Raw genomic sequence first — 26,995 nt, forward strand, 5'->3', positions numbered from 1 at the left:
TTTGCAGGGCCATGTTCTCCCCGATTGTGTAGTCCAACACAAGTCCATGTTTATGGCGATCCTGCGGAATGTGCCCGACGCCTGACTCGGTAATTTTTCTCGTCGGCATGTTTATGAGCTCTTGTCCACGGAGGCTAATGGAACCTGATTTGGATTTGCGCAACCCCGTGATCGCTTCAATCAACTCTGTTTGTCCATTGCCCTCCACACCGGCAATTCCAACGATTTCACCAGCATGAACAGTCAAACTCAATCCTCTTACTGCTTCAACGCCGCGTGTATCTTCTACAACTAACTGATCGATTACAAGCACTTCTTCTTGTGGAGTTGCTTCCTTCTTAGCAGTCCGAAAGTGAACTTCACGTCCGACCATTAGGGATGCAAGTTCATCAGGATTAGTCTCCGATACATTGACCGTTCCAATCCCTTTTCCTTTTCGAATAACCGTACAACGGTCACATACGGCCATAATCTCTTTTAATTTATGGGTAATCAGAATGATTGATTTACCTTCTTCTATTAACCTTTTCATGATGTGGATTAATTCCGTGATTTCTTGGGGTGTCAAAGCCGCTGTCGGCTCATCAAAAATCAAAATGTCTGCACCCCGATACAACGTTTTTAATATCTCGACTCTTTGCTGTATACCAACCGAAATATCTTCAATTTTTGCATAAGGATCTACGGCCAGGCCATATTTCCTTGAAAGCTCTTCAATTGTTTTAGCCGCTTCTGTAATATCAATTTTCCCTGCCTTTGTCGGCTCGCTTCCTAAAATGATATTTTCCGTGACGGTGAAGTTTTGCACCAACATAAAGTGCTGGTGCACCATTCCGATTCCAAGACGATTGGCCACATTCGGATCGGTAATCTTCACTTCTTTTCCGTTAACTTTAATTTGGCCCCTTTCAGGTTGATAAAGGCCAAATAAAATATTCATGAGTGTAGACTTTCCAGCACCATTTTCGCCAAGCAGCGCATGGATTTCTCCTTTTTTGACCTGGAGCGTAATGTTATCGTTCGCAACAATGCCCGGAAACTCCTTGCGAATATTTAACATTTCAATTACATATTCCAACCTACTCACTCCTCCGAGGCTTTTTATCCGAAATTTGTTGTACAAGAAAAACCTTCTTAACCACGGCTAGCCCGACGGTAAAATTCGCATAAAAAAGCGCCTCTTTCGCTAAAATAGTGGTTTCATCAACTAATTAAACGGAAAAGGCGATTTTTTATGGTTGCCCTCTGCGCGTTTCGAGCGCTTTAGGGAAAACCTCTTTGCTTCCAATGATTATTTTACCGAAAAGCTTGCAAATTCTTTGTCCGTTGTCGGAACTTTAACATCACCGTTTAAGATTTTTTGCTTCCATTCCTCTACTGAGCTTAAATCTTCCTTGTTTAGGTTATCGGTAGTCGGTGCAATGCCTATTCCGTTTTCTTTAAGGCCGAACACAACTTCTTTGCCGCCCGGGAAATCGCCTTCCATTGCGCGTTTTGATACGTCATAAGTTGCAACATCTACACGCTTAACCATTGATGTTAAGGTCACATTTTCCGGCATGCCTTCTTCATGTTGGTCACGGTCTACACCAATCACCCACACGCCTTCCCCATTTTTCTTACGGTTCTTCGCTTCGGTGAATACACCGTTTCCAGTTCCGCCTGCTGCATGATAAATAATATCTGCTCCTCTGTCATACATCGTTGAAGCAATGGTTGCGCCTTTGTCTGGAGCGGTGAAACTTCCTGCATATTGGACAAATACTTCCGCTTTCGGATTAACCGCTTTTACACCTGCTTTAAATCCATTTTCAAACTTTTTGATTAAAGGTGAACTCACCCCGCCAATAAAACCGATTTTGTTTGATTTTGTATGTTTTGCCGCTATGACACCTACTAAGAATGACCCTTGTTCTTCTCTAAATGTAATGTTTGCAACATTATCCATGAAGACAGGCTTGTTGTTTTCATCAAGCAATAAGCTGTCTACTAAAGCAAAATGGGAATCAGGATATTGCCCGGCGATTTTTTGGACAGCATCTTCCAAGAAGAAACCAATACCGTATATTAAGTTATAATCCGCTTCCGCGAATTTGGTTAAGTTTGGTTCATATTCCGCCTGTGAAGTTGATTGAAGATACTTATATCCTCTGCCTTCCTCTAAATTGTTTTCTTTACCAAATTTTTTAATACCTTCCCACGCAGACTGGTTGAATGATTTATCATCAATACCTCCTGCATCCGTAACCATCCCTATTTTAAAATCTGCAGCTTTTCCACCGCCTCCATTTTTATCCGATTCATCATTATTTGCTCCGCATGCACTTAAAAGTGTTCCTGCCGCCACTACAAGCGATAACATCAATCCGGCTTTTTTCTTCATTTTTAATCCTCCCTAAATGACTCAAGCTGTCTTTTAAATAACTTAAGTACCATACAAAATATTTCATTTGACATATAGCTTTTACCATATACCTGCTTTTTATCCTTTCATATCCTATCAGGCTTGCTTTCTGCCCAAACAAATCTGATATCTGATGTCTGACCTTCAAAAAAAGAAATCACTACTCCCGTAAAACCTTATAACGAGTATGTCCCATGCCTAATTGCATAAAAAATAAAAGCCCAGGTCAGGATAGGTTTCAACTTTTCGTGACTACAAAGTGAAATCTATCCGCCTGGGCTTTTTATCCCTTCGGTATCATAATGTTTTATACATGAAACATTATGTAAATCGCTTGGACCATACCTTTACTACTTCAGCAAAGGGGGAACCCGGATTTATTTTCACTCATAGTCCCGCAATTTAAGGTTGCAGGGTAGAAACTCTCAGGCCGATTCCCGAGGATATATGAGTATTAAACTATTTGATTCAGTGAAATGAAAACTTATTTTGTAGAATACTCTCGTAATATATCAATATAACAATTATGTGTCAAGAAGTTACTGAATCCCTTCGTTAAAAAATTTTGAAACTCATACACACAAAGATTCCGGGGTGAAAACATTTACTAGAAAACTACAGAAAACAGCGGATCATTCTATTGTTTATAACACTCTTAAAAACATGATCATAAAAGCATGCAGGAAACTTTAATCGGCTAAAGGGAACTTACGTTTATGTAACAGCATAACTCTTATCATCTTCAACTTTATCTAACACTTTCATTTCATAGATACAAAGCCGTGTTTATCATCAGGAATTTCATGCAACAAAAATCCTCCGGCGGCCAGAGGGCGTTTGTCCGATGCAGGCATGTGTCTACTCATTCCCGCATTTGGATAATATTCGCAGAATATTAAATACAAAGCGAATACTTTTTGCTGTATATCCTGATTTATTGAAATTGCCAATGATATAAACATCCATAGCAGGATTGTAAAGCATAAAGGAACCACTCGACCCTAAATGTCCCCATACATTATATTTCTGAATAATGGGAAGCATCCGGACCCTTATTAGTCCATAGCCATAATCTACGCCTATCCACAATTTCGTCCATTTTTGCATGGTTAAAAGCGATTCATGTTGGATGATATTATTTCCTACCAAAGCTTTCATGAATACAAGTAAATCTTCAGACGTGCTGACCGTTTGCCCTGCAGCATACAAACTCGTGAAGGTTCTTCAAGCAGAATCTCCAAAAATGATTTGCCCTTTTTAGGTCCCTTTTTAGGTTTATCCTCATAATAATCCGGTAGTCCTGATGTATTACTTACTAAATGTTCGATACGAATGTATCGTCCGGAACCCACTTGTTAATTCGTTTTAATAGTCCAATCGTTTTCACGTCATACCTCCACATCAAAATCCGACTGTACCATTAATGGTAAGAATCTCACTTTCTATCATACATATGTATTCCTGAAAATTCGAAAAATGAGAAAATTAAATCAATAACTATTCTATCTGAAATGTAAAAATTGCCTCTTTTGTCGAGAGAGGCAATTCTTTATCATGGGTAAGCAGGGTTTGTTAATCCGGTCATTAGCCTTTGACATGAAACAGGTAATTCGCCATATGAAAGATAGATTATTCGGTTTAAGTCTTTTTTCAATTTAATGAAACTCTTTCCAGTTAAACTTCAATAATTATAGGCAGGATCATTGGCTTTCTCTTAGTGTGAGTATATAAATATTGTCCTATCGATTTTTTTATATTTTGTTTCATGACATTCCATTGGTGTATATTCGCTTCTTGCAAGTCGTTAACGGTTGTTTTAACAAGACGATTAACGTCTCTTAGGAGATCCTCGGAGTCTGGTGCATACACGAATCCACGGGAAATGGTGTCAGGTCCAGAAACAATTTTTCTTTCCGTTTTACTAAGGGTTATAACAATCACTAGCATTCCGTCCTCAGAAAGCTGTTTGCGGTCTCGCAGCACAACGTCCCCAATATCTCCGACACCCACCCCGTCTACATAAATATTCCCTGCCGGTATCTTCCGGGTCTGACGGGCAACCGAGTTGTTGATGTCAACAACATCCCCATTATTAATGATAAACGTATGATCTTTCCCCACTCCAACGGATTCGGCTAACAAACGGTGCTGGTGCAGCATTCTAAATTCACCGTGAATCGGGATAAAATATTTCGGTTTCATTAATGTGAGCATCAGTTTTAAATCTTCCTGATAGCCATGTCCGGAAACATGCATTCCTGTTACACTTCCCGATCCATAAATCACTTTGGCTCCAAGTGAAAATAAGTTGTCTACGATACGCGAAACATTTCGTTCATTCCCGGGTATTGGGCCTGCTGCGATAATAACTGTATCTTCAGGTAGAATGTCCACATCACGATAGTTTGAGCTAGCCAGGCGGGAAAGGGCGGCCATCGGCTCTCCCTGACTTCCCGTACATAAAATAGCTACTTTTTCAGGCGGCAATTGGTTGATTTCCTTGGCATCGATTAACAGCCCGTCAGGAACGTTCAAATAACCGTGCTCCATCGCAACAGAAACCACGTTAACCATACTTCGCCCAAGCAGCGCCAATTTTCGATTCGTCTTTATGGCGGAATCAACTACTTGCTGAACGCGATTAACATTGGAAGCGAAGGTAGAAATAATGACTTTCCGTTTGGCTTTCATGAAAGCATCTTCAATATGATCGCCTACAATTTGCTCTGATGGGGTCGAACCTGGACGTTCTGCATTGGTACTTTCAGATAATAGAACCAAGACATCCCCCCTTCCAATTTCAGCCATTTTATGAATGTCCGAATATTGATTATTAACAGGAGTTAAATCAAACTTGAAGTCCCCGGTATGGACAACATTCCCTTCCGGTGTATGAAAAACAATGCCTAGGCAATCTGGAATGCTGTGGCTTGTTTTGAAAAACGATACACTTATTTCCCCTAAATCAAATTTCGAATCTGAATCAATAAGTATCAATTCGGTCTCTCTAAGAATCCTATGCTCTTTTAATTTTAATTCAATCAAACCTAGCGTGAAGCGTGTCGCATAGATGGGTACATTTAATTTTTTTAAGATGTAGGGAATACCCCCTATATGGTCTTCGTGTCCATGTGTAACAATTAACGCTCGGATTTTATCTTTATTTTCTAGTAAGTAGGTAATGTCAGGGATAATCAAATCAATTCCTAATAAACTTTCATCCGGAAACTTAGCACCACAGTCGATGATAACGATATCGTTTGAATATTGGATTGCATACATGTTTTTGCCGATTTCATTTATGCCGCCTAAGGCAAAAATGGATAATGTATTCTCTCTTATGGTCAAATTAATACCCTCCGACTTTAGAATAGGTATTATTATCATTCCATTTTGAGGTTTTTTTATGAATGGTGTTGCCCTTACAACATATCAACACCAGTTCGGTTAATAGGTATTACCCGTTCAACATGGTCAACTGTAATATTTGGGCAAAAACAAAAGGCAACCAGCCGTTTGGTTACCTTTAATGCCTTCAGCTTATCACGTTTTCTTGACTTGAGGTTTCATTGAAGCCAATACCCGAAGTTGTTGTTTAGCCTTCTTCAAGCCAGTCTTGAAGTAATGTTGCAGCAGCATGAGAGTTGTATCGTCAAAATGGTGTTGTTCCAATACATTCTCCCATGTCTTACTCTTTATAAATGTCTCCCATGTCAGCTGGGAATGTCTCCTTTTCTTCAACTCTTTGAATATCCATCCCTTCATTTTTTTTCTCCCTTTTTCGGTTAGGGAACCATCTTTGACAAACACGAGTTCTGTGCTTCTCCTATACGGCTTGTGGATATCTTTTTGCCTGGCGGCTGTCAGGAAAATGTTAGCGGTGTTCTTGGCATCAGCGAAAGCCCGATGCTGTTCTCCTTCCCATTCCAGCCCAAGCTGTTCCACTGCGAATTTCAAACCTGGTTGGTGCGGGAATAATTGTTCATATGCATTAAATACAAATCGCTGTAAATCAAATCTCCTTTCTTTTCCAAGATCAGGGCACTCTACACCATGCCGTGTACAGTCTTCCGTCAGGAACGCATAATCCTCCTTCCCCCATGTAACAAATATATAGTCTTTCCCGACAAATTCATGGAATCGTTTGATGACGCGGGGGAATTTTTCTTCACCTTTTAGCTCCTGCTTTGAGATTCCCGTCAACTTCGTTGCATGACGGGATAGGGATGCGGTCGGTTTGACAAGTGAAGAGAATACTTCAACGATACTCATTGTGCTTGCATCAATCTTGATAGCTCCGATATCAATGATTTCCGTTGGGGCATCCGATTGGTATGGCCTAAAATTCCGTTCAATGTCAAATACAATATAATACTTGGGTTCATGCATATTATATCCCTCTTCCTTCTCTCTTCTTACTATTATGTCCCCAATTTCTTCTATGTATTGAATTTTCTTTATAAAGAATACTACTGACCCAGCGACACGAAAAGAGCTGATACTTGCTCGCACCAGCTCTTTTTCTACCGATTTCTCTATTGCTGCTTTACCTTGGTTTTAGCTTCAATAATCAAACTATTTTCACTTTCATTCCCAAAAGCATCTAACGCCGTAACCTCAATCACATACGCTGTATCAGCTTTTAGCCCTTGAACCGGCAGTGTTAGTAATGCTAGTACAGGATCATGATAATATTCAGAGAAAGCCTTATATTCTTTCACCGTTTCACCGGTTTCTTTTTCCTTAGCGGTTACTTTATAAGAATGCAGCAGTAAATTGTCAACAGCCTGTGTAAACTTGATTTCCAGACTGCTCGCTGTTGTCTTTTCCTCAGCTATTGAAATACTTGCATCCTTCGGAAAAAATGGTTTGATTTGATCTCTTGTTTCTGTATAGTCAAATTCGTCATCCTTTACCGGGTAGTTAATCTCCCACGGTTCGCCTGTCCAATCATGTTTGTGGAAGTCGCGGCGTTTGATGACGACTTTGTTTTTATAAACCTCTACAATTAGGCCCTGGCTGATGTTTTGATAGCCCGGGGGCAGTTCTCCTTGAAGATAGCCGGGCCCTGTCCATATATAGCTTACGGAAGAAGTTCCAACAGAGGTGAAATCTTTTTGATGAATCGTTCTCAGGTCATCCAGCGGGAAGTGAGTATGACCGGAAAAAGCAATAACTTGCGGATAATTTTTGATCGTATGATAAAGAAGTTCCCCGTTTATTTCGGTACTTCCTCCACTGCCGAATACCGTATTTTTTATTGGTTGGTGCAAGAAGACAAAAATCGGTTTTTTCGGGTTATCTTCTTCGGCCTGCTTTAGCTGCTCGCCGAGCCAGTTGATTTGTTCGTTGGAATAATAACCTTCTGTTAATCCGCTCTCCGGGCCAAGGATGATGAAATGGCAGCCTTTGATGACCTTATGATAATAAATGGACTCCATTCGAGTTTCAGCTAGAAACCTTTTTTGGGCATCGGCTTCGGATAAGCCGTTCCGGTAATCATGATTTCCGATTGCGAACAGGGAAACAGCTTGGGGTTGTTTTTTCACATCATAAAGAGAAAAGAAACGGTCATATTCTTCCTGTAACCCGTTATCTGTTAAATCACCAACTACCACAAAAGCATCTTGTTTTGGGGCTTGCTCATTTAACTGCTGCAGGGCATCCTGAAACTTTTGCATATCAATGGTCCCGCTTTTCTTGATATGCACATCACTAATAACAGGAAACACAAGTTCAGGTTCCTTTCCGTGCCTGCTTTTTCCGTTCTTTTCCTCTGCTTGTACATTCCACAACAAACTGCCTGCAACAAAACTAATTACGATGAGAGCTAACCAACATCCTTTCAGTTTTTTTAGGAATTTTCCTCTCATAACCATTCCCTCCTGTTTGGTAGATTCGCTCTCATCACTGCGAATGGGTTTTAAGATCATTCAGCTGCTTTTTAGTCCTTCCTTTTTCTATAAGTTGTTGTTCATTTATGTTTATTTTACGTCATTTTTTACTATCTAATCGAATGAATATTGATAAAGCCATCAGCCATAATGGTCAACCCGGCAGGAAATCCTTTTCCGTCAGGAAACCATTCAACGTTTGTTTACTCATGAATAATGTTTATTTTGGAAGCAGCTTCTTCTGCACGTTGGCGTGCCGTTTCTATTGATGCTGCCGAGTTCAGAACAACAGCCATCCGACGGCCAACCTTTGTTTCTGGTTTTCCAAAAACCCTCACCTGTGTATTTGGAATGGATAAGCTCTCTTCCAATCCAGAAATTTGGTACGATTTACTTTCCTCCCATGCTTTAATCGTACGACTGGCACCCGGAGTAATGAGCTGAATATCCGGAATAGGAAATCCTAAAATCGCCCTTACGTGAAGCGCAAATTCTGAAAGATCTTGAGTTGCTAAAGTCACCATGCCTGTATCATGCGGCCTTGGTGATACTTCACTAAAATAAATGCGATCTGGTGCAAGAAATAATTCTACGCCAAAAAGGCCGTATCCACCAAGAGCATCGGTGATTTTTTTTGCAATTTGCTGGGCCTCTTTTACTTGCTCTTCTGTCATCTCGTGCGGCTGCCATGATTCAATATAATCGCCGTCTTTTTGAACATGTCCAATCGGGGCACAATACGCTGTTCCTGAAATGGAACGCACTGTTAACAACGTAATTTCTGAATCAAATTGAATAAATTCTTCTACGATGACTCTTGCTTTCTTGCCTCTTCCTCCTTGAATCGCCTCATTCCATGAGTTTTCTGCATCTTCAAATGAACGGCAAACCGTTTGTCCTTTTCCAGAGGAACTCATAATTGGTTTAATCACACAAGGGATGCCGATTTCTTGAACAGCTTCTTTCAACTCTTCTAACGTATTGGCAAATGCATACTTTGCGGTCGGTAGCCCGAGTTCTTCACTGGCCAGCCTGCGAATTCCTTCGCGGTCCATCGTTAAGTTCGCTGCAGTTGCTGTAGGTACAACTCGAAATCCTTCTTTTTCAAGCTCTATTAGCGTTTCCGTTGCAATCGCTTCAATTTCCGGCACAATAAAATCAGGTTGTTCCTGTTCAATAATATTGCGAAGTTCTTTTCCATCCAGCATGTCTATTACATAAGAACGGTGTGCAGCCTGCATGGCCGGAGCATGTTCATAACGGTCCACAGCAATCGTTTCAACTCCTAAACGCTGTGCCTCAATCACAACTTCCTTTCCTAACTCTCCCGAACCAAGCAGCATCATTTTCTTAGCCTGTTTGCCATAAGGTGCCCCAAACATATGTAACTCCTCCTCATTATCCGTTATTTCAACATATTAACTTAGAATAAGCATTGTTTCAAGATTAATATTCATTTAATAACGAATGTTCAATTAATCAAAATAAATAATAATTCGCTTTTGCGATAAAAGGATTGCTGCAAGAATACAGGATTTCTTCCGGGAACCTTGTCTCCGCTTCTCAAGTTTATTTCTTTGAGAAGAACAGCAAAGTTTAGTAAAATATAGAAAAAATCAAAGAGGTGTAGCCATCTTGAATGAAGTGATCAAAACATTAACAAGCCATCGTTCTTTTCGTCATTATCTGGATAAACCGGTAGGTGAAAAAGAACTTGAGACAATCGTTCATGCTGCCCAATCCGGACCGTCCTGGATACATGGACAGCAAGTTTCCATCATTGTCGTAAAAGATCCTCATCGAAAAAAGAAGCTGGCGGAACTTTGCGGAAATCAGGACCATATTAATCAAACTCCTGTCTTTCTTGTCTTTTGTGCCGATTTTTACCGTGCAAAACTGGCCAGTAAAATGGAAGACGAATCTTTTGAAGCCGCAGATGATGTAGATAGTCTATTAGTTGGGGCAACAGATGTTGGGATAGCTTTGGGAAACGCCATTGCTGCAGCAGAATCTTTTGGGTTCGGGACAGTGCCGATCGGTGGGATTCGCCGTACACCATTAGCGGTCATTGATCTCTTAGAATTGCCGAAGTATGTGATTCCGATTTCAGGATTATGTATCGGTTACGGAACAAATGATCCAGGCCTGAATCCTCGTCTGCCGAAAGAAGCATTTTACCATGAAGAAACATACAACCACGATCAGATAGAGATCCTTCATCAATATAATGATGTGATGAAGGAACATCGAAAGAAAACAACGAATGGAAGAAGCGACGCAAACTGGACGGAACGCATTGCGAGCTTTTACCGCAAGTCTCACTATAATAATGCATATCCGGATGTACCAAGTATGCTGAAGCAGCAAGGGTTTACGTGTGAAGATATGAAGGACTGAAAAATAGGTTGTAAGTTTATGACCCATTACAGGAAATGATAGTATGGCCGCCTAAAAAACAGGCGGCTTACTGTTTTCTGATTGAATTGAACAGCCTCCAAGCCATTCATTTTGATTAAGTTAATGGCAATCCGATCACGACCAATGTATATGGTTTAAGAACAGGTATCCGCTATGATCAAACGGATACGTGCTAATTGAGAAAATGAGAATAAAATTGAGAATGGATATTGAGAAATAAAACTTAATTTCACGATCACTTTAATGTTTTTTAATCTCCCTTACACTTCTGGCGGTACGGATAAACCAAGTCCCTTTGCGACACGTGTTCCATACTCTGGATCTGCTTTATAGAAGTGCTGAATTTGTCGAAGTTTAATTTCTTCTGTTGTAACGGGTTTCATAGAGTCAACAATATTTTGAACAAGACGTGTACGTTCTTCTTCACTTAATAGACGATATAAGTCACCAGCCTGAGTATAATGGTCATGATGATCATATGAAACGCTATCGGCCACACCGGATATCGCGTAAGCAGCCGGCTTATTTTCAGGTGATTCTGTCGGTCCGCCGAAGCTGTTTGGTTCGTAATATACGGAACCTCCGCCATTATTGTCAAATCGCATGTGTCCGTCACGCTGGTAGTTATGAACTTCTGCCTTTGGACGATTGATCGGCAGAAGATTATGGTTCACGCCAACACGATAACGGTGTGCATCTGCATATGCGAATAGACGGCCCTGCAGCATTTTATCCGGAGAAACGTCGACACCAGGTACTAGTGTTCCGGGAGAGAATGTCGCTTGCTCCACTTCAGCAAAATAGTTTTCTGGATTTTTATTTAATACCATACGGCCTACTTCGATTAAAGGATAGTCTTTTTGAGACCATACTTTCGTTACATCGAACGGGTCAAAACGATACGTATTCGCATCTTCTAAAGGCATGATTTGAACATATAGTTTCCACGCAGGGAAATCTCCATTTTCAATCGCATTAAATAAATCTTCTGTATGATAATCAGGATTTTCACCAGCAATCTTTGCCGCAACATCTGAAGTCAGGTTTTTAACGCCTTGTTCTGTTTTAAAGTGGTACTTGATCCATACGCCTTCACCTTCCGCATTCACCCATTTGAATGTGTGGCTTCCGAAACCATGCATGTGGCGTAAAGTAGCAGGAATACCGCGGTCAGACATTAAGATCGTTACTTGATGCAATGATTCAGGTGATAGAGACCAGAAATCCCAAACTGCAGTTGGGTTTTTCAAGTGTGTTTTTGGATCTCTTTTTTGTGTGTGAATAAAATCAGGGAATTTGATTGCATCGCGAATAAAGAAAACAGGTGTATTATTACCGACTATATCGTAATTCCCATCTTCCGTATAAAATTTGACTGCGAATCCGCGAGGGTCACGAACTGTATCAGCAGAGCCAAGTTCACCCGCTACTGTAGAGAAGCGAATGAATAACGGTGTGCGTTTCCCTACCTCTGATAAAAATTTCGCTTTCGTGTATTTCGTTACATCATTTGTTACTTCAAAATAACCATGTGCTCCGGCACCTTTAGCGTGAACCACACGTTCAGGAACTCGTTCTCTATTGAAATGTGCCAACTTTTCTAGAAGGTGGACATCTTGAATTAATGTTGGACCGCGTGAACCGGCTGTCATTGAGTTTTGGTTATCCCCAACCGGAGCACCCCAGCTAGTAGTAAGATTGTTCTTGTTTTTACTCATAATAGAATCACCTCATAAAATTTTTTGTTATAAAAATAATAACATTTATCAATAAAAAATCAATCTTTATTTATAATTATTATAAATAAAGATTATAATAAAAAATAATAGACAGATTTGAAGATGTGAATCAACCTCCTTATCTAAATTTATGAGGAAATTTCCGCCAAATCCCTTTTTATGATAAAATTCTCTTATACAACGCACAATTACTACTCACCTTGATGCTGTAAAAATAAAAAGTATGGAGAATTATAATGATGGACTACAAAATTTTATTCCTTGACATTGATGGAACGATTTTAAGGCCTGATGATACAATTGAGGATTCCACTAAAAGAGCTATTGCCCAAGTACAGCAGAAAGATGTGGAGGTTTTTCTCGCAACAGGCAGGCCGCTGCATGAAATATCCCATATCGGGGATGAGCTGAACATCCGCTCTTTCATCGGTTATAACGGCGCTTATGCCATCCATAAGGGGAAAGATGTATTTAAAGAACCGATGGACACCAGTATTGTAGAGCACTTTGTCAACATCGCCAAACAGCATGGCCATGAAGTGATCATGTATACAAACGAAAAAAATGTGTTCACTTCTTTGGATGTTCCCATCATGAAGGAGTTCATCAAGCGATTTCATTTACGCAAAAACGCGCTGTTGACTCCGGGTATCGTCAACGACATTTTAGGGATGACTCTTGTCAACTTGAGTGAGAACGAACCTGCACTATATGAAAAGTACGATAACATCCATTTATCACAAGTAAATTTAGAGGGATTCCGTCATAGCTATGATGTCATAAGAGACAACGTCAACAAAGGATTCGCCGTGGAAATGATATTGGAACTTCTCAACATTCCAAAAGAAAGCGCCATTGCCTTTGGCGATGGAATGAATGACAAAGAAATGCTTAAGGCTGTAGGGGAGGGCTTTGCGATGGGAAACGGGCATCCCGACCTTTTCGCTTACGCCAAACATAAAACAACAGAAGTAACGAATTCGGGCATCTATAACGGATTAAAATCACTCGGACTGGTTCATTAAGAAAAGCGGAGACGACTGCCCAAAAGAAACAAGGTCTTCTCTCGTTTTGGAGAAGACCTTGTTTATCACTTATTTTTATCTATCATTTTAAAAATTTAAGCTTGTATTCTTATCTAGACAGCATCGTTAAAACCGTATCCAAGAGTATGTTTACTCCCTTTTCACAATCTTCCCAAGTGGTAAGCTCTTCTTCACAATGGCTTTTTCCGTTTATACTTGGAACAAAAACCATGGCGGATGGTATATAGCTGGCTATGAATTGGGCGTCATGCCCGGCCCCGCTCACCATTCTTTTATGCGAATACCCTAATGACTCCGCAGATTGCTCCAGCAGATTGCAAATGTCTTCTTTGAACCAAACGGTATCCCGCCCCCATAGCTTTGTCGTTTTTACCTCGCAGCCCTCATTCAATGATGATTGCGGAAGCCCTTGTATGATTTCCTCAACCAGGCTGATAATCTCCGGGTTTTTATGTCTTGCTTCCAGCGAAAACACAACTTTATTTGGAATAACCGTGTGGATATTCGGGAGAACGTTCACCCTTCCGATTGTGTACACTAATTCATGATCAATCGCACCCAATCGTTTACGAATCTCAGTTATTAAGTTATTTGCCGTAAAAAGGGCATCTTTTCTCATATCCATAGGGGTTGTCCCTGCATGATCGGATTCCCCTGTTATTTCAATCTCATAGCATACCATCCCGACTACACATTCAACGACACCAATCGAAAGAGACTCTCTTTCAAGAATGGGTCCTTGTTCAATATGTAATTCCAAGAAGGCTGCAGCCTCTTTCAGGCGATTCTCTGCTTCCCCTGCGTACCCGATGGAGTTCAGGGCTTCCTCGAATGTGACTCCAGTTGAATCCGTTTTTCTCAACATGGCCGCCTTTTCAAATTTCCCCGAGAGGACACCCGATGCCATCATGGAAGGTTCAAATCTGGCACCCTCTTCATTTGTAAAGTTAACAATCGTGATGGGAATCTGCGGTTTAATATTGTTCTCTACGAGTGTTCTGACCACCTCTAGGCCAGCCACAACCCCCAACACTCCATCAAAGCGGCCGCCTTTTTTGACCGTATCCAAATGTGAACCAAGGACAATAGGAGATTTATCCTCGACACCTTCAAGAGTGACATAAATACATCCCATATCATCAACCTTGACTGACATACCTAATTCTTCACAACAAGCACAAAAGTAATCCCTGACTAAACGATCCTCATCCGATAACGATAGCCTCGTTACTCCATTGTTTTCTGTACGGCCATAGTTTGCAAATCGTTCAAGCTCATTTTTTAGTCTTACACCATTAATCAATAACTTTTGTCGTTGCATTCAACCACTCCTTTTCAATAGTTAGGGGTTCATTAGATATGCCTTTCTTTGATGGCTATTTAATTAATATTACATGAAAAATGATTTAATCCTGCTTGTTTGTCACTTTACCTATTAAACTTTTTTTAATGTAGTAGTTTTCCCTATCCCAAAAATCGATAAGTAAGGTTTTCTTTCTATATGAATTCACATAAAGAATCGGACATGAGCAAAAAAAAACGCCCATGTCCCATTCTTTACGCATAAGAGGCTGCCAAGCTCCCCGGATGCTGCTTGCATCATGAACAAAGCTTACAAAGCCTGAGTTTCTGTCTTGGGAATAAAAACGGAAAATTGCGTTCCTTTCCCTTTTGTACTTTTCACTTCGATCTTTCCTTTATTTTTCTCTACAATATTGTAGCAGACCATTAATCCGATACCCGTCCCTCGATCCTTTAGTGAATAGAAAGGGGTTCCTAGTCTTTTCATCTCTTCTTCCGTCATCCCTATTCCAGTATCAATCACGTCAATAATAACAAACTTGTCGTTCTGCTTTGAATTTATTGTTATCGTTCCTTCTTCTTCTATTGCATCCATTGCTTCAATCGCATTTTTAATCAAGTTTATTAATACTTGCTTTAACTCAATCATATTGGTCTTAACATAAAGAGAGTCTTCTAACGCAGTTTGAAATTTAATATTATTCAATAAAGCATACGATGAGAGCAAGTCGATGATTTGCTGGATTTGCTGTTTTAAATCAAGCATTTCAACATGGTAAACATCGGGCTTAGCTAAGGACAAGAAGTCACTGATGATCGCTTGTGTATGGTCTACCTCCAGAATCATTTGCCGTAGATATTCTCTTTCGTTCTCAGTAAATGAGGGCTTTTCTTGAAACAGCTGTAAAAACCCCCTTACTACCGTGAGCGGATTCCGTATTTCATGCGCTATAGATGCAGCTAATTGCCCGATTGAATGCAGTCGTTCCGTACGTTGAATTTCCTGATGATATCGCCCTAATTTTTCCATTCTTTTTAACGTTAGAAAAAACATAAAGGCAAGGATAATTTGACAAGCCCAAAAATTGACCAAGTTTCCAATTACATCTTCAGATAAATACGCATACTTCTGCTTAAGGGGTGGATATTCGGTAACCCACAGTAATAAAATAGTTCCTCCGACCATATTAAACGTGGCTAGAAACCAAAACATTTTTTTACTGAATATGATAATGGCAGCAGCGGGAAGAATGGAAATTAGAGTAATCATAGATGACGTTTGAGGGAATAAAAAAAAGAGAGCATAAAAATAAATGGTGACTGAAGAAATTAACACTCCCTTTAGTAACTCAGATTCCCTTTTAGGATATAAAATTAAGATTACAAAAACGATTCCTGCAAAAAATGCATGAATAATAAACGGGGTCTTATTTTTGTCTGTTTCAAAAAATGTGATTAATAAGCCTATTAACATTAAAAGCCCGGCCACTATAATAAAACTCTTATAGACTTTTAAGTTTTTTTCATTTTTAACACTAAATTCTTTCATGGTTTGTATCCATCTCCACCTCTATCAATACACCCTGTTACTCTTCATCAAATAGGGAAGATCCTAAATGCCCTCTAAAGTTTCCCACCAATTATTACCGTTTTTAGTATAGATTATGTTTTACCTTCTGGCAATAATGAGCTATTTAGACATAACGGGAAAACACTAGTCACTCATCCCACTCGCAGTAGATGACAATGCTTGCAGCTGTTATTTGCGCCCGTCTTGGAAATCGATTACATGGTTTCAGTCCCTTTGGACATACTGTGTATGTATCTTCTATAACGATGCTAACATTGACGAGGAGGAATTCATATGCCAAACCAAAATCAATTCACGAACTCTACAACTGCTCCTTCTGTGCAGGAGACAATGGAAGATATTTGGCGCACAACTTGTCGGACATGGCAAAACTGTAATGCCTCTACCGTTCAGTCTTTCTTATCCCAGTGCCAGGAGCAGAACATTGACCCACAGTTTTGTATGAGCTGGGTTGAAAAACATCGTGATAAGATTCCAAACTGGTCAACTGTTTCTGATGTAACTCTTAAATGGGTGAATCAACATACTTCTACTGGTTCTCCTATTCTTAAGCCAGAGCAGAACATTCACTAAAAATAAATAGGGGCCCGTTTGGCTCTCCTGCATGCGCGGGAAACATCAAAACCAATGGCCCATGTCGTAATGAGTGACTGGGAATCAAACTAAATTCGAAAGATCAGCGGGAACGATGTCAATTGGTTAAAAACCATCAATGTTAGGAAAAAAGAACACCGGTGTTTCACCAATGTTCTTTTTTCTTTATATAAAATAAGAATCAAGCTTATGCATCCGATGCTTCAAGTCATATTACGGAAACGGAAATCTTTAATGAAAGGACCCGTCAATAAAATTCTTGATTTTACTGGATTCCCATAACGGGCCTTTTCAATCGATTCTTATGATGCTAAAATCAGAAGTTACGATCCATATGCCTTTGTCAAAAGGATGATTTTTTAAATCTAATGAATTCTTAACCTGCTCAACATTTAGATTCCACGATTTAGAGGACATATGCCTGACAACTAATGCTACGTTTTTGCCATACTTTTTTAAAAGCTTTTTATTAATGACATCTATTAAAATAATAAGAGATTCGTCTTCACCATTCTTTACAGTCCCCTTTCTTGGTTGGGCTGTAGGCTTTTTCTTTGTTCTGCCTAATAAAAAGGGGATTTCTCCTTTTATGTCTTCATGCAATGTGATTTCCAGATAAAGTTCTGCATTCGTTAGACGATCCTTGCATTTTATATCAGGAATATCGGATAACTCCATTATTTGATAATCAGTTTTAAATTGGTTATTGTATAGACTTAAAAAAACGAAAGCACAATCATACTCAATGGCCTGTTTCCTGTTTTTTGGCTTCAACGAATCCCCCTCTCTCTCCATATTGCTTTTTTACCTGTTACTTCTATAATTATGATTCATGATTAAACCGGCTCATTTCTCACCAACACTTAATAACATTTTCCCTCTTTGCCTTTCAGCATATTTCATTGCACCTTTAGTGAGATCGGATACAGCAATAAACATTCCTTAACTGTTACTGTATGAACTTCCAGCTTCTTATATGTCCCATTGAACTACCCACCACTTCTTTTAACCATACGAACTCTTTCCTGAGTGATGGATATTAAACAGGTTCCTACTCCCAAAACAGACCCTATGGGGATGAAGGACCTTTGGTAAAGCAGTGGAAGAAGAAGTAATAATAAATACCCCCGGCCATTCATTCATATCTCCCTCTCGAAACACAAATATATGTGGTTTGGAAGCGTAGCCCCTGTTGCGGCTTTAATCTGATTTTGGTATCCCTTCGAAATAAAAAGTGACTTCAATTCGCGAAGTCACTTTTTATATTACCTATTAAATTATTGAGCTTGTAAAACTGGTGCAGCCTGTTCAGTTGCTGCAGCAGGGGCTGTTACTTTCTGGATACGGCCCTCTGCTTTGTATTCAAATGGTGTTGGAAGAGATTTTACAAAGTTAACTGTTGCCTGCAAATCTTCCGGACCTACTTCCAAGTCCGTAGAAAGGCTTGCAATGCCGTATTTGGCATTTCCGTACATATAGTTGTTTACCACAACTGTATATTCTTTTGTTTTATCAATCTTGCTTCCATCCGGTAAGAAGATGTCTACAACCTTACCTGTTTTAGCCGTGCTGTCATAAGTGTACGTGTACTTAAAACCGGCAATATGGAAGTCAAGACCTCTATCCGTAATTTGGTTATTTAAGACCGTCTCTAAATCGGCACCGCTCAGTTTTACTTTGTTTAACACGTTACCAAAAGGCTGGATCGAGAATAAATCGCCGAATGTTACTTCACCGGCATCAAGCCGGGCACGGACACCTCCGCCATTCATTAAGGCGAAGTCGGCATTCATGGCAGCCTTCATACCGTCAGCGATTAAGTTGCCAAGTGCTGTGTCGCCAAATTCCTCGGTCTTAGGATAACCAGTCGGTAAAGTTGCTGCAGAGTTACCGACTACTTCTGCTTTAATTGGAGCTGCTTTATCTTCGTACTTTTTCATGATGGCTGAAACAGCAGGGTCTGGAGTGTAATCTTTTTGATAAACTGTTACAACTTGCGCGTCTTTCTTCACGACTTCCCCTGTTACAGGATCAAGCTCAAGGTCCACATCAGAAAATGCGGAACCATATGAATATGCCTGAACAATCAATTTATTATCCACTTCTTTATCAACAAAAACATGGTTATGGGCAGCAAAGATTACATCTACCTCATCATCCACATTTTCAGCAATTTTGGATGCATCGAATGCATCGGAGTTACCATTTTGTGTCGCAGGATTATGGGCAAGTACAACAATCGCTTCAATACCTTTATTCTTTAATTCTTTCGTGTATTTGTTTATAGCTTCTGCTTCATCCGTAATTTTAAGCGTTTCATTTCCTTTTCTTACGATCATGTTCGAAGTTTCTTGGGTCACAACGCCAATGAAACCTATTTTCTTGCCGCCAACCTCTTTGATGGCAAAAGGCTCGGTAATTAACTCGCCTGTAGCTGTATCATAGGCATTTGCTGCCACAACAGGGAAGTTCATGCCGTCATAGCCTGCAGTACCCTTTGGATGTTCGCCGCCGTTGATCATGCGACGCAACTCCTCAATCCCTTCATCGAACTCATGGTTTCCAAGTGTACCTACATCAAAGCCCATTGCTTCCATCACTTCAACCGTCGGCTCGTCCTGGAATAAAGCTGAAATAAGCGGGCTTCCGCCAATCATATCACCGGCATGGACAAGAAGTGTATTAGGATTTTCTGCTTCACGCTGTTTCATGGCTGCGGCTGTGTATTCCATGCTCCCTGCTAGTTGAGTGCCTAATTTAGTATCTGTATCAAGTTGGCCATGCAAGTCGTTCATGCCCAGCAATTGCACCTTTACGTTTTCTTTCGGAGCAGCGTTTAAATTTAATTTAAAAATACCGAAGCCGCCGCTATCTGTTTGGTTCGTGAAGGAAATGTTGCTTCCTTCTTTAATATAAGCTCCCGCTTTTGGTGATGTTGTAAAGGTGACATTTGTTGTTCCTTCAATAGGCGCGATTGACCAGTTGTTATCCGCTGTTGGAGTAATCTCTTTCATTTCAGAGATATAGTCCATTAAGACTTGACGGTTTTCATCAGCTGAATCGACAACAAGCTCGCTTCCTTTTACTCCAGGGAAGTTTCCACCGCCGCCTGCACGATAGTTGTTTGTGACAACGATGAAGTCCTGGTTAGGATCTACCGGCTTGCCGTTATATGTTAAGTTCACAACACGGCTTGAGTCAGGATGAATCACATTTCCGTTTACATCCTATTTTGCAGGTTTTGTGACATCGATCTGGTATTGAACACCGTCAATGACATCAAAGTTATATACCGGGAATGCCGGGTTCAATAATGGCTGCTCTTCCGTTTTATTCGGAGTGATTTGATTGAATTTGCCTGCAGACATTTCAATCCACTCTTTAACAACAGAGCCTTTCACTTTGATCGCTTTTAATGTGTTGTCATATAAATATAAATCGCCTGCACTGCGGATTGTTAAATCCCCTTTTTTGATTTCTGTATACTCGGCTACACCATTGCGCCCTGCTTTAAATGGTGCGCCAACAGACAGGATCGGCAGGTCTTTATATTCCGGTTTCTTTTCGGCCACATATTTTTCAACAAACCATTTCTGGGCATTTGTCACCACTTGGATAGATGGATCATCCTGTACCAATGAAAAGTAGCTGTGAATGTCATCGGTTGTTGTGCCGATTGGTGTGTTTACATATTTAACCGTTGCGTCATGGTCTGCTTTCACCGCTTCGACGATCGTTTGGTCAGGAACGACTGTGCTTTCAGTCGTTGTCTTACCAGTAACAGGATCCTTTACGTCTTTCCACGTTTCACGAGTGGAAGATTGAGAGTTTACAACAGACCATTTCCCTTTTTCTTTCTTGAGTGTTAAGTCAATAAGCCCTAGAGAGCCGCCGCCGTAACCAGCCTGTACAGCCGGAACCCCGTTGATCGTTCCTTTTGCATTGTCAACGCCCGGAAGCGGTTTTTTGTCCGGACCAAGGAATAAGCCGTCAAGCCCTGCCTCCGTTTTGGCAGGGAACAATTTATGTGTATGTGAGAACGTGATTGCATCAATCCCTGGTACTTCACTTAAAGAGTAAATCACATCTTCTGTATTTCCTTTATTACCGCTGAAGCCGGAGTGAGTTAAGGCAACAACCATATCCGCTCCCTCTTCTCTCATTTGAGGAACGAATTTCTTCGCTGTTTCCACGATGTTTTTCGTGATGACTTTACCGTCAAGGTTGGCTTTGTCCCATTCGCTGATTTGCGGCGGCACAAAACCGATGAAACCGACTTTAACGACATGTTTCTTTCCCTGCTCATCGACTACTTTTTTCTCTACAATTTTGTATGGAGTGAACTTATTTCGATCGTTATTAGGGTTATTGTCATGATCGTCTACATATACATTTGCGTTGATATAAGGGAAGTCGGCATCATCATATGCTTCTTCTAGAAACTCTAATCCATAGTTGAACTCATGGTTACCTAATGTTGCGATATCGTAATCCATTTGGTTCATTGCTTTGAATACAGGGTGAACCTCACCGTCTTTTAACGGTTCGATTTTAGCTTTATACGTTCCAAGCGGAGTACCTTGAATTAAGTCTCCATTATCTACTAAAACACTGTTTTTTACTTCTTGACGTGCTTGTTTTACGAGCGCAGCCGTTTTCGCTAACCCAACCTTCTCGTAAGGGGCATTTTTATAATAATCATAGCTTAATAGATTTGTATGGATGTCAGTTGTTTCCATAATCCGAAGCTTTAATAGAGGTGTTTTATCATCCGGCTTCTTCGCGGGGACGTTTGCAGCCGAGGCATTTTGCGCGGCATTTTGTGTTGCTGCATCCGCTTGTGTTGAAATGAAAGGCATTGAAATGAGGGTTAATGCAAGTGAAGTGGATAATAGTTTCTTTGTCTTACCTTGTTTTCTCTTTTTTATCTATCATTCACCTTTCTGGTAATATATAGCCATAGCTAGTAACCTAGTAACGACTATCCAGAAAGAGTATATCAAAAGCAATGCGTTTTTTATGTAAACCTTTTGTATTATTTTTGTAAACGACAACTATATAAATCCACATAAATAATCGGACATAAAGAAAAAGCATTTATGTCCAATTATTTACGCGTAAGCGGCTGATCCAGAAACATAAAAAACATGCTTTCGGATCAGCCTCCTTCTTCAACTTGATTCCATTGCTCCCTCCATGTTTTTAAACTGATTAGAAAACATATTGTAGTATATTCCCTTTTGATCTATTAATGTATCATGACTGCCTTTCTCGACAATTTCACCATGGTCGATGACCATAATGGTACCGGCGTCACGAATCGTATTCAGTCTATGAGCGATGATAAAGCTGGTACGCCCCTTCATCACATTTAATAGGGCATCTTGAATATGGAGCTCTGTTCGAGTATCTATGCTGCTTGTCGCCTCATCCAAAATGAGGAAAGAGGGTTTGGCCAAAATCACTCTTGCAATGGCCAGCAGCTGTCTTTGTCCTTGACTGAGGTTTCCACCATTCTCAGTCAACATGGTGTCATATTGTTTAGGCAAACGTTTAATGAAGACGTCAGCATTCGCCATTGCTGCAGCGGCTTCCACTTCCGCATCGGCAGCATCCGGCTTGCCGTATTTTATATTTTCCCTGATTGTTCCCGAAAACAAATACGTGTCCTGCAGAACGATGCCAAAGCATCTTCTTAAACTATCCCTTGTATATTCTCTTATATCTCTACCATCAATCAATATTCTTCCGCTCGTGACATCATAAAATCGTGTAAGAAGATTCACAATGGTTGTTTTTCCTGCTCCGGTAGGACCTACCAATGCTGTACTGCTGCCTTCCCCTGATTCAAAGCTTAGATTTTTCAATATAGGAACATCCGGACGATAGCCAAAACTGACATTTTCAAATACCACATGGCCTTTAGGATTGTCTAATGGTATGGCACCTGGTAAATCAGAAGGTTCCTCTTGTTCGTCGAGAACTTCGAACACCCTCTCAGCACCAGCTACACCTGACTGTAAAATATTAAATATATTAGCCAAATCATTAAGAGGCCTTACAAATTGCCTTGAATAGGTTAAAAAGCTGGCAATGACTCCAACGGTAATCAAACCTTTTACGGCGAGAACCCCTCCTACAGCGGCAATTATCGCAAATCCAAGGTTATTAATGACGTTCATGATCGGCATTAAAAAACCTGACCAAATTTGAGCCTTTAATCCTACCTTACGCAATTTTGCATTTACTTCTTCAAACTCTTCGATTACCTTCTCCTCATGATTGAATGCTTTTACCACTTGGATTCCGGAAATCGTCTCTTCAATGTGACCATTCAGCTTTCCAAGCTGTATCTGTTGATTTTTAAATAATACACTTGTTTTTTTGGCAATCGTCCGGGTGAGCAAAAACACAAGGGGTATCGTAATCAAACTTGCTAAAGTGAGAGCCGGGCTCAACACAATCATCATGACTAGAGAACCGAGAATCATGAGGGAACCAGACATTAACTGGGTCGTTGACTGTGAGATGGTGCTGCTCACATTATCGATATCATTCGATAATCTGCTCATCAATTCACCGTGAGTACGTGTATCAAAAAACGGGACAGGGAGCTTTTGAAGCTTTTCAAACAGGGAATGTCTAAGATTTTTAACAATTCGCTGCGACACACCCGCCATGATCCACCCTTGTAAAAAGGTAAGGAGTCCATCCGCGATATAGGCAACTAAAAGAGTGATGACCGTGACTTCCAATAAGTCAAAATTAACGTTTCCGCTTGGTGTTGTCATTGCATCAATGGATCTGCCGATAAGATAGGGAGCTGAAAGGGTAAGGGCCGAATCAATTAAAATAAAAATAAAGATGATGGTTAACCATTTTCTTTCCTTGCCAAAGTAAAGCCATAGCCTTTTAAGCGTCCCTTTAAAGTTTTTTGGTTTAACAACAGGTCCTCTTCCATGAGCTCCAAAACGTCCCCCCGATCTCATGAGCCCAACCATCAACGGACTTCCTTGCCGACCTCTATTCTGTTCCGTTAGTTGCTTTTGCCGTGACATTCTCGTGCACCTCCTTGCCCACTTGTGACTGGAATATCTCTTGATAAACCTTACAATTTTTCATTAATTCTTCATGTTTCCCCACACCAGCGATTTCACCATCATCCAATACAATGATTTTATCAGCATCGATGACAGAGGTAATCCGCTGGGCAATGAGAAGGCATGTGAGACCATTTGCATACTTTTTAAGGGATTCCTTTATCTTCGCTTCTGTAGCCGCGTCCACTGCACTTGTACTATCATCCAAAATTAGAATTTCAGGTTTCCTTACCAGTGCTCTTGCAATGGATACGCGCTGTTTTTGCCCTCCGGAAAAATTGACGCCGCCCTGTCCTAATCTTGTGTGATAACCTTCAGGGGATTTTGAAATAAAATCGTGAGCCTCAGCCATGATTGCAGCTCTCTCAATCTCTTCCATTGCGGCAGCTTCTTTTCCCCACTTTATGTTATCCATGACAGTACCGCTAAATAGTATCGTTTTTTGCGGAACGATGGCTATTTTCTCTCTTAATCTTTTAGGCTCGATATTCCTGATATCTTCGCCGTCTACCTTTATCAAACCGGAGCTAACATCGTAGAAACGCGGTATTAATTCTACAAGACTGCTTTTTCCTGATCCTGTGGAGCCTATAATCCCAACCATTTCTCCGGGCAAACAGGTAAATGAAATATTCTTGAGTACGGATTGGCCGGATGTTCCCTCATAAGAGAAAAATACATGTTCAAAATCGATTCTCCCTTTCCTATTTGAAACCTCTTCAGAAGAATCTTTCCATGTTATATCGTTTTCCTGAGAAAACACTTCATCTATACGCTCCGCTGAAGCTTTTGCCCTCACAAACATATTGAAAACCATGGAAATCATCATCAGCGAAAAAAGAATTTGAGTCATATAATTGGTAAAAGCAATAATATGTCCTACTTGCATTTGTCCATGACTCACCCCTAATCCGCCCAGCCAAAGTACTGCCACAATCCCGAAGTTCATCGTCAGCATGATAACCGGACTAAACACAGCCATTACCCGGGTGGCCCGAATGGATGTTGATTGGAACTCTTCATTCGCTTTATTGAACTTTTCCACTTCATAATCAAACCGGTTAAACGCCTTAACAACCCTAACCCCGGATAAATACTCCCGCATTACGCCGTTTACCCGGTCAAGCGCCTTCTGAACTCTCGTAAAAAACGGAAACCCGATTCTCATGTTAAGGACGATCAGCACTCCAACAATGGGGACGACTACAGCCAGGACCACCGCCAAATGAGGATTCAACCGTGTAGCCATAATCAGGCCTCCTACACACAAAAGAGGTGCCTTTACAAAAATCCTCATCAGCCCGTTCACAAACACCTGAACTTGGTTCACATCATTTGTCAGTCTGGTCACTAGTGAAGCCCTATCAAACTTATCAATATTTTTAAAGGAAAGCGTTTGAATTTTTCTGAACAAATCCGATCTCAGCTCAGCTCCAAAGTTCTGCGAGACAATACTGGACACGACATTGCGCGCAGAAGCCGAAATCGCTCCCAGTGCCGTAATAAGCAGCATGAGTCCCCCCATCTTTAAAACATACTCCATGTCCCTCTGAGCAACACCGACATCTATGATTTTTGACATAATCGTCGGCTGTAAAAGATCACAAAGGGCTTCAAACGTTAAAAAAATCACGGCAGCACTAAAAAGCTTCCCATATTTCCTTATATATTTCTTCAAAAATTTCATGGTTTTATTCCACCCTTGAACATCCCATTTTAAATAAAGTAAAAAATATAGAAACACTAATATTCTATATAAAACATACTCCTAACCCCTGTAAAAATCACTCGTTTTGTTCGCTTCTCGAAATTTCCAGTGAATGTTTTTGCACTAAACGCCTGTTATCCTCACAATCTATTACTTAAAACAAGGGCTAAACCTCATTATCGTACAATTTAACGATACACAGGATGATGAGCATATTGATCGCCGGACCGTACAGCTTATGGAAAGAGTGCTTGATGAAGAGAAGCCGGACTTTGTTGTGCTTAATGGAGATAATATTACCGGCGGGTACGATACGCCTACCGAGATGAAGCAAGCCATAAATAATGTCGCTCAGCCAATGGAGCAAAGGGGCATCAAGTGGGCCATCACCTTCGGAAACCACGATGAAGATTCTACTCCAAAGAGCGGCCTTGATGAAGAAGACATGCTTGGGATTTATAGGTCTTACAAATATACTATGAACAAATCGGGAGTGAAAGGCATTACCGGAACTGGTAACATGAACCTGCTCATTAAGAATTCAAAATCAGCGGATTCCGTGCCGGATCCTTTTAATTTTATATGGCAGCTCCTTATAAATCCTTATATACAATTTACTTGTATACAAGATAAATGCTATGTGTTATATTCTGAATATAAAGAAAATTTATCAATATAAGGTGGTGATATGTTGAAGACTATTGAAGAATGCCTGACGTTTTTGCTTGGAAAAGCCCAACAGCATGCTCAGCAAATCGCTAAAGCGCGGTTGCAGCCATATGGAGTCACACCTGTACAATATGCCCTTTTACACCTCCTTTTTGAAAAAGATGGACAGCAAAGTTCAGAACTTGGAGACCGATTGCGCCTGGATTCAGCGACAATGACAGGATTGCTGGACCGTCTTGTACAAAATGGATTTATTGAGCGGCATTCCAACCCAAAAGATCGCCGGGTCAACCGCATTTACCTAACAAATCGCAGTATCGAACTACAGGGTATTCTATATGAAAAGATGCAAGAGGCCCATTCGGAAGCATTGAAAGGTTTTACTGAGGAAGAGACCGTGCTTTTAAAGAGTATGCTGGCTCGAATAGGTCTTGAAAAAGCAAAAATATGACCGCTTGTAATAACGGAATCTTGTACCCCAAATAACTCCATCGAATCTAACCACCATGAACGGTTTTTGCTTATGCCAA

At 40.5% G+C, this 26,995-nt stretch carries 18 protein-coding genes, 1 pseudogene and 1 riboswitch; of the genes and pseudogenes, 5 read left to right on the plus strand and 14 right to left on the minus strand.

Going from position 1 to position 26,995, the window contains the following annotated elements; translation table 11 throughout:
- The 7 genes from ACFOU2_RS16545 to purT form a co-directional block, all read right to left on the minus strand.
- On the minus strand, positions 1 to 1,078 hold a 1,078-nt coding region (locus ACFOU2_RS16545), incomplete at its 3' end, for an ABC transporter ATP-binding protein (protein WP_377917036.1).
- A 213-nt stretch (positions 1,079 to 1,291) separates the two neighbouring features.
- Entirely contained in the window at positions 1,292 to 2,383 is a 1,092-nt protein-coding gene (locus ACFOU2_RS16550) for a BMP family lipoprotein (RefSeq protein ID WP_377917038.1), read from the minus strand.
- Positions 2,384 to 2,774: 391 nt separating this feature from the next.
- A riboswitch (purine riboswitch) is annotated at positions 2,775 to 2,875 on the minus strand.
- A gap of 290 nt (positions 2,876 to 3,165) precedes the next feature.
- Positions 3,166 to 3,354 (minus strand): hypothetical protein, encoded by a 189-nt coding sequence (locus ACFOU2_RS16555; protein ID WP_377917040.1) that lies wholly within the window; start codon positions 3,352 to 3,354, stop codon positions 3,166 to 3,168.
- A 724-nt stretch (positions 3,355 to 4,078) separates the two neighbouring features.
- Complete coding sequence (locus ACFOU2_RS16560; protein ID WP_377917042.1) at positions 4,079 to 5,752, minus strand: ribonuclease J; 1,674 nt, start codon at positions 5,750 to 5,752, stop codon at positions 4,079 to 4,081.
- 195 nt (positions 5,753 to 5,947) lie between these two features.
- Positions 5,948 to 6,793 carry an exonuclease gene (locus ACFOU2_RS16565; protein WP_377917044.1) on the minus strand — a complete coding sequence of 282 codons (846 nt, stop codon included), beginning with the start codon at positions 6,791 to 6,793 and terminating at the stop codon, positions 5,948 to 5,950.
- A 146-nt stretch (positions 6,794 to 6,939) separates the two neighbouring features.
- Positions 6,940 to 8,277 carry a metallophosphoesterase family protein gene (locus tag ACFOU2_RS16570; protein ID WP_377917046.1) on the minus strand — a complete coding sequence of 446 codons (1,338 nt, stop codon included), beginning with the start codon at positions 8,275 to 8,277 and terminating at the stop codon, positions 6,940 to 6,942.
- 224 nt (positions 8,278 to 8,501) lie between these two features.
- Complete coding sequence (purT, locus tag ACFOU2_RS16575; RefSeq protein WP_377917048.1) at positions 8,502 to 9,680, minus strand: formate-dependent phosphoribosylglycinamide formyltransferase; 1,179 nt, start codon at positions 9,678 to 9,680, stop codon at positions 8,502 to 8,504.
- A 253-nt stretch (positions 9,681 to 9,933) separates the two neighbouring features.
- On the opposite strand from purT, the gene ACFOU2_RS16580 reads away from it, so the two are divergent.
- Complete coding sequence (locus tag ACFOU2_RS16580) at positions 9,934 to 10,695, plus strand: NADPH-dependent oxidoreductase (RefSeq protein WP_377917050.1); 762 nt, start codon at positions 9,934 to 9,936, stop codon at positions 10,693 to 10,695.
- Positions 10,696 to 10,976: 281 nt separating this feature from the next.
- On the opposite strand, the gene katA is transcribed toward ACFOU2_RS16580, so the two are convergent.
- The gene (katA, locus tag ACFOU2_RS16585; RefSeq protein ID WP_377917052.1) at positions 10,977 to 12,434 is read right to left on the minus strand and encodes a catalase KatA; all 1,458 of its coding nucleotides are present in this window, start codon (positions 12,432 to 12,434) and stop codon (positions 10,977 to 10,979) included.
- Positions 12,435 to 12,691: 257 nt separating this feature from the next.
- Here katA and ACFOU2_RS16590 point away from each other — a divergent pair, with 257 nt between their 5' ends.
- Positions 12,692 to 13,480 (plus strand): HAD family hydrolase, encoded by a 789-nt coding sequence (locus tag ACFOU2_RS16590; RefSeq protein WP_377917054.1) that lies wholly within the window; start codon positions 12,692 to 12,694, stop codon positions 13,478 to 13,480.
- A gap of 109 nt (positions 13,481 to 13,589) precedes the next feature.
- On the opposite strand, the gene ACFOU2_RS16595 is transcribed toward ACFOU2_RS16590, so the two are convergent.
- Complete coding sequence (locus ACFOU2_RS16595) at positions 13,590 to 14,822, minus strand: Zn-dependent hydrolase (protein ID WP_377917056.1); 1,233 nt, start codon at positions 14,820 to 14,822, stop codon at positions 13,590 to 13,592.
- Positions 14,823 to 15,113: 291 nt separating this feature from the next.
- Positions 15,114 to 16,352, minus strand: a complete 1,239-nt coding sequence (locus ACFOU2_RS16600; protein ID WP_377917058.1) for an ATP-binding protein — start codon at positions 16,350 to 16,352, stop codon at positions 15,114 to 15,116.
- A gap of 315 nt (positions 16,353 to 16,667) precedes the next feature.
- Here ACFOU2_RS16600 and ACFOU2_RS16605 point away from each other — a divergent pair, with 315 nt between their 5' ends.
- Positions 16,668 to 16,967, plus strand: a complete 300-nt coding sequence (locus ACFOU2_RS16605) for a hypothetical protein (RefSeq protein WP_377917060.1) — start codon at positions 16,668 to 16,670, stop codon at positions 16,965 to 16,967.
- A gap of 312 nt (positions 16,968 to 17,279) precedes the next feature.
- Here ACFOU2_RS16605 and ACFOU2_RS16610 read toward each other — a convergent pair whose 3' ends face one another.
- From ACFOU2_RS16610 to ACFOU2_RS16625, 4 genes and pseudogenes are all read right to left on the minus strand, one after another.
- Entirely contained in the window at positions 17,280 to 17,762 is a 483-nt protein-coding gene (locus ACFOU2_RS16610) for a hypothetical protein (RefSeq protein ID WP_377917062.1), read from the minus strand.
- A gap of 503 nt (positions 17,763 to 18,265) precedes the next feature.
- A pseudogene (locus ACFOU2_RS16615) lies at positions 18,266 to 21,847 on the minus strand (bifunctional 2',3'-cyclic-nucleotide 2'-phosphodiesterase/3'-nucleotidase).
- A 312-nt stretch (positions 21,848 to 22,159) separates the two neighbouring features.
- The gene (locus ACFOU2_RS16620) at positions 22,160 to 23,989 is read right to left on the minus strand and encodes an ABC transporter ATP-binding protein (RefSeq protein ID WP_377917477.1); all 1,830 of its coding nucleotides are present in this window, start codon (positions 23,987 to 23,989) and stop codon (positions 22,160 to 22,162) included.
- Positions 23,990 to 24,011: 22 nt separating this feature from the next.
- The gene (locus tag ACFOU2_RS16625; protein WP_377917064.1) at positions 24,012 to 25,775 is read right to left on the minus strand and encodes an ABC transporter ATP-binding protein; all 1,764 of its coding nucleotides are present in this window, start codon (positions 25,773 to 25,775) and stop codon (positions 24,012 to 24,014) included.
- A 199-nt stretch (positions 25,776 to 25,974) separates the two neighbouring features.
- On the opposite strand from ACFOU2_RS16625, the gene ACFOU2_RS16630 reads away from it, so the two are divergent.
- Together ACFOU2_RS16630 and ACFOU2_RS16635 are read left to right on the plus strand one after the other, a co-directional pair.
- The gene (locus tag ACFOU2_RS16630; protein ID WP_377917479.1) at positions 25,975 to 26,475 is read left to right on the plus strand and encodes a metallophosphoesterase; all 501 of its coding nucleotides are present in this window, start codon (positions 25,975 to 25,977) and stop codon (positions 26,473 to 26,475) included.
- Between the two features lie 12 nt (positions 26,476 to 26,487).
- Entirely contained in the window at positions 26,488 to 26,916 is a 429-nt protein-coding gene (locus ACFOU2_RS16635) for a MarR family winged helix-turn-helix transcriptional regulator (protein WP_377917066.1), read from the plus strand.
- Positions 26,917 to 26,995 lie beyond the last annotated feature (79 nt).

Source organism: Bacillus songklensis (assembly GCF_042649685.1).
In the GTDB taxonomy this organism is placed as follows: domain Bacteria; phylum Bacillota; class Bacilli; order Bacillales; family Bacillaceae_H; genus Bacillus_BA; species Bacillus_BA songklensis.

Coding starts and splice junctions, on each gene's coding strand:
- ACFOU2_RS16565 (WP_377917044.1), bottom strand. CDS start 6,793: ATGCATGAACCCAAGTATTATATTGTATTTGACATTGAACGGAATTTT.
- ACFOU2_RS16550 (WP_377917038.1), bottom strand. CDS start 2,383: ATGAAGAAAAAAGCCGGATTGATGTTATCGCTTGTAGTGGCGGCAGGA.
- ACFOU2_RS16590 (WP_377917054.1), top strand. CDS start 12,692: ATGATGGACTACAAAATTTTATTCCTTGACATTGATGGAACGATTTTA.
- ACFOU2_RS16605 (WP_377917060.1), top strand. CDS start 16,668: ATGCCAAACCAAAATCAATTCACGAACTCTACAACTGCTCCTTCTGTG.
- ACFOU2_RS16570 (WP_377917046.1), bottom strand. CDS start 8,277: ATGAGAGGAAAATTCCTAAAAAAACTGAAAGGATGTTGGTTAGCTCTC.
- ACFOU2_RS16595 (WP_377917056.1), bottom strand. CDS start 14,822: ATGCAACGACAAAAGTTATTGATTAATGGTGTAAGACTAAAAAATGAG.
- purT (WP_377917048.1), bottom strand. CDS start 9,680: ATGTTTGGGGCACCTTATGGCAAACAGGCTAAGAAAATGATGCTGCTT.
- ACFOU2_RS16600 (WP_377917058.1), bottom strand. CDS start 16,352: ATGAAAGAATTTAGTGTTAAAAATGAAAAAAACTTAAAAGTCTATAAG.
- katA (WP_377917052.1), bottom strand. CDS start 12,434: ATGAGTAAAAACAAGAACAATCTTACTACTAGCTGGGGTGCTCCGGTT.
- ACFOU2_RS16620 (WP_377917477.1), bottom strand. CDS start 23,989: ATGGTTGGGCTCATGAGATCGGGGGGACGTTTTGGAGCTCATGGAAGA.
- ACFOU2_RS16625 (WP_377917064.1), bottom strand. CDS start 25,775: ATGAAATTTTTGAAGAAATATATAAGGAAATATGGGAAGCTTTTTAGT.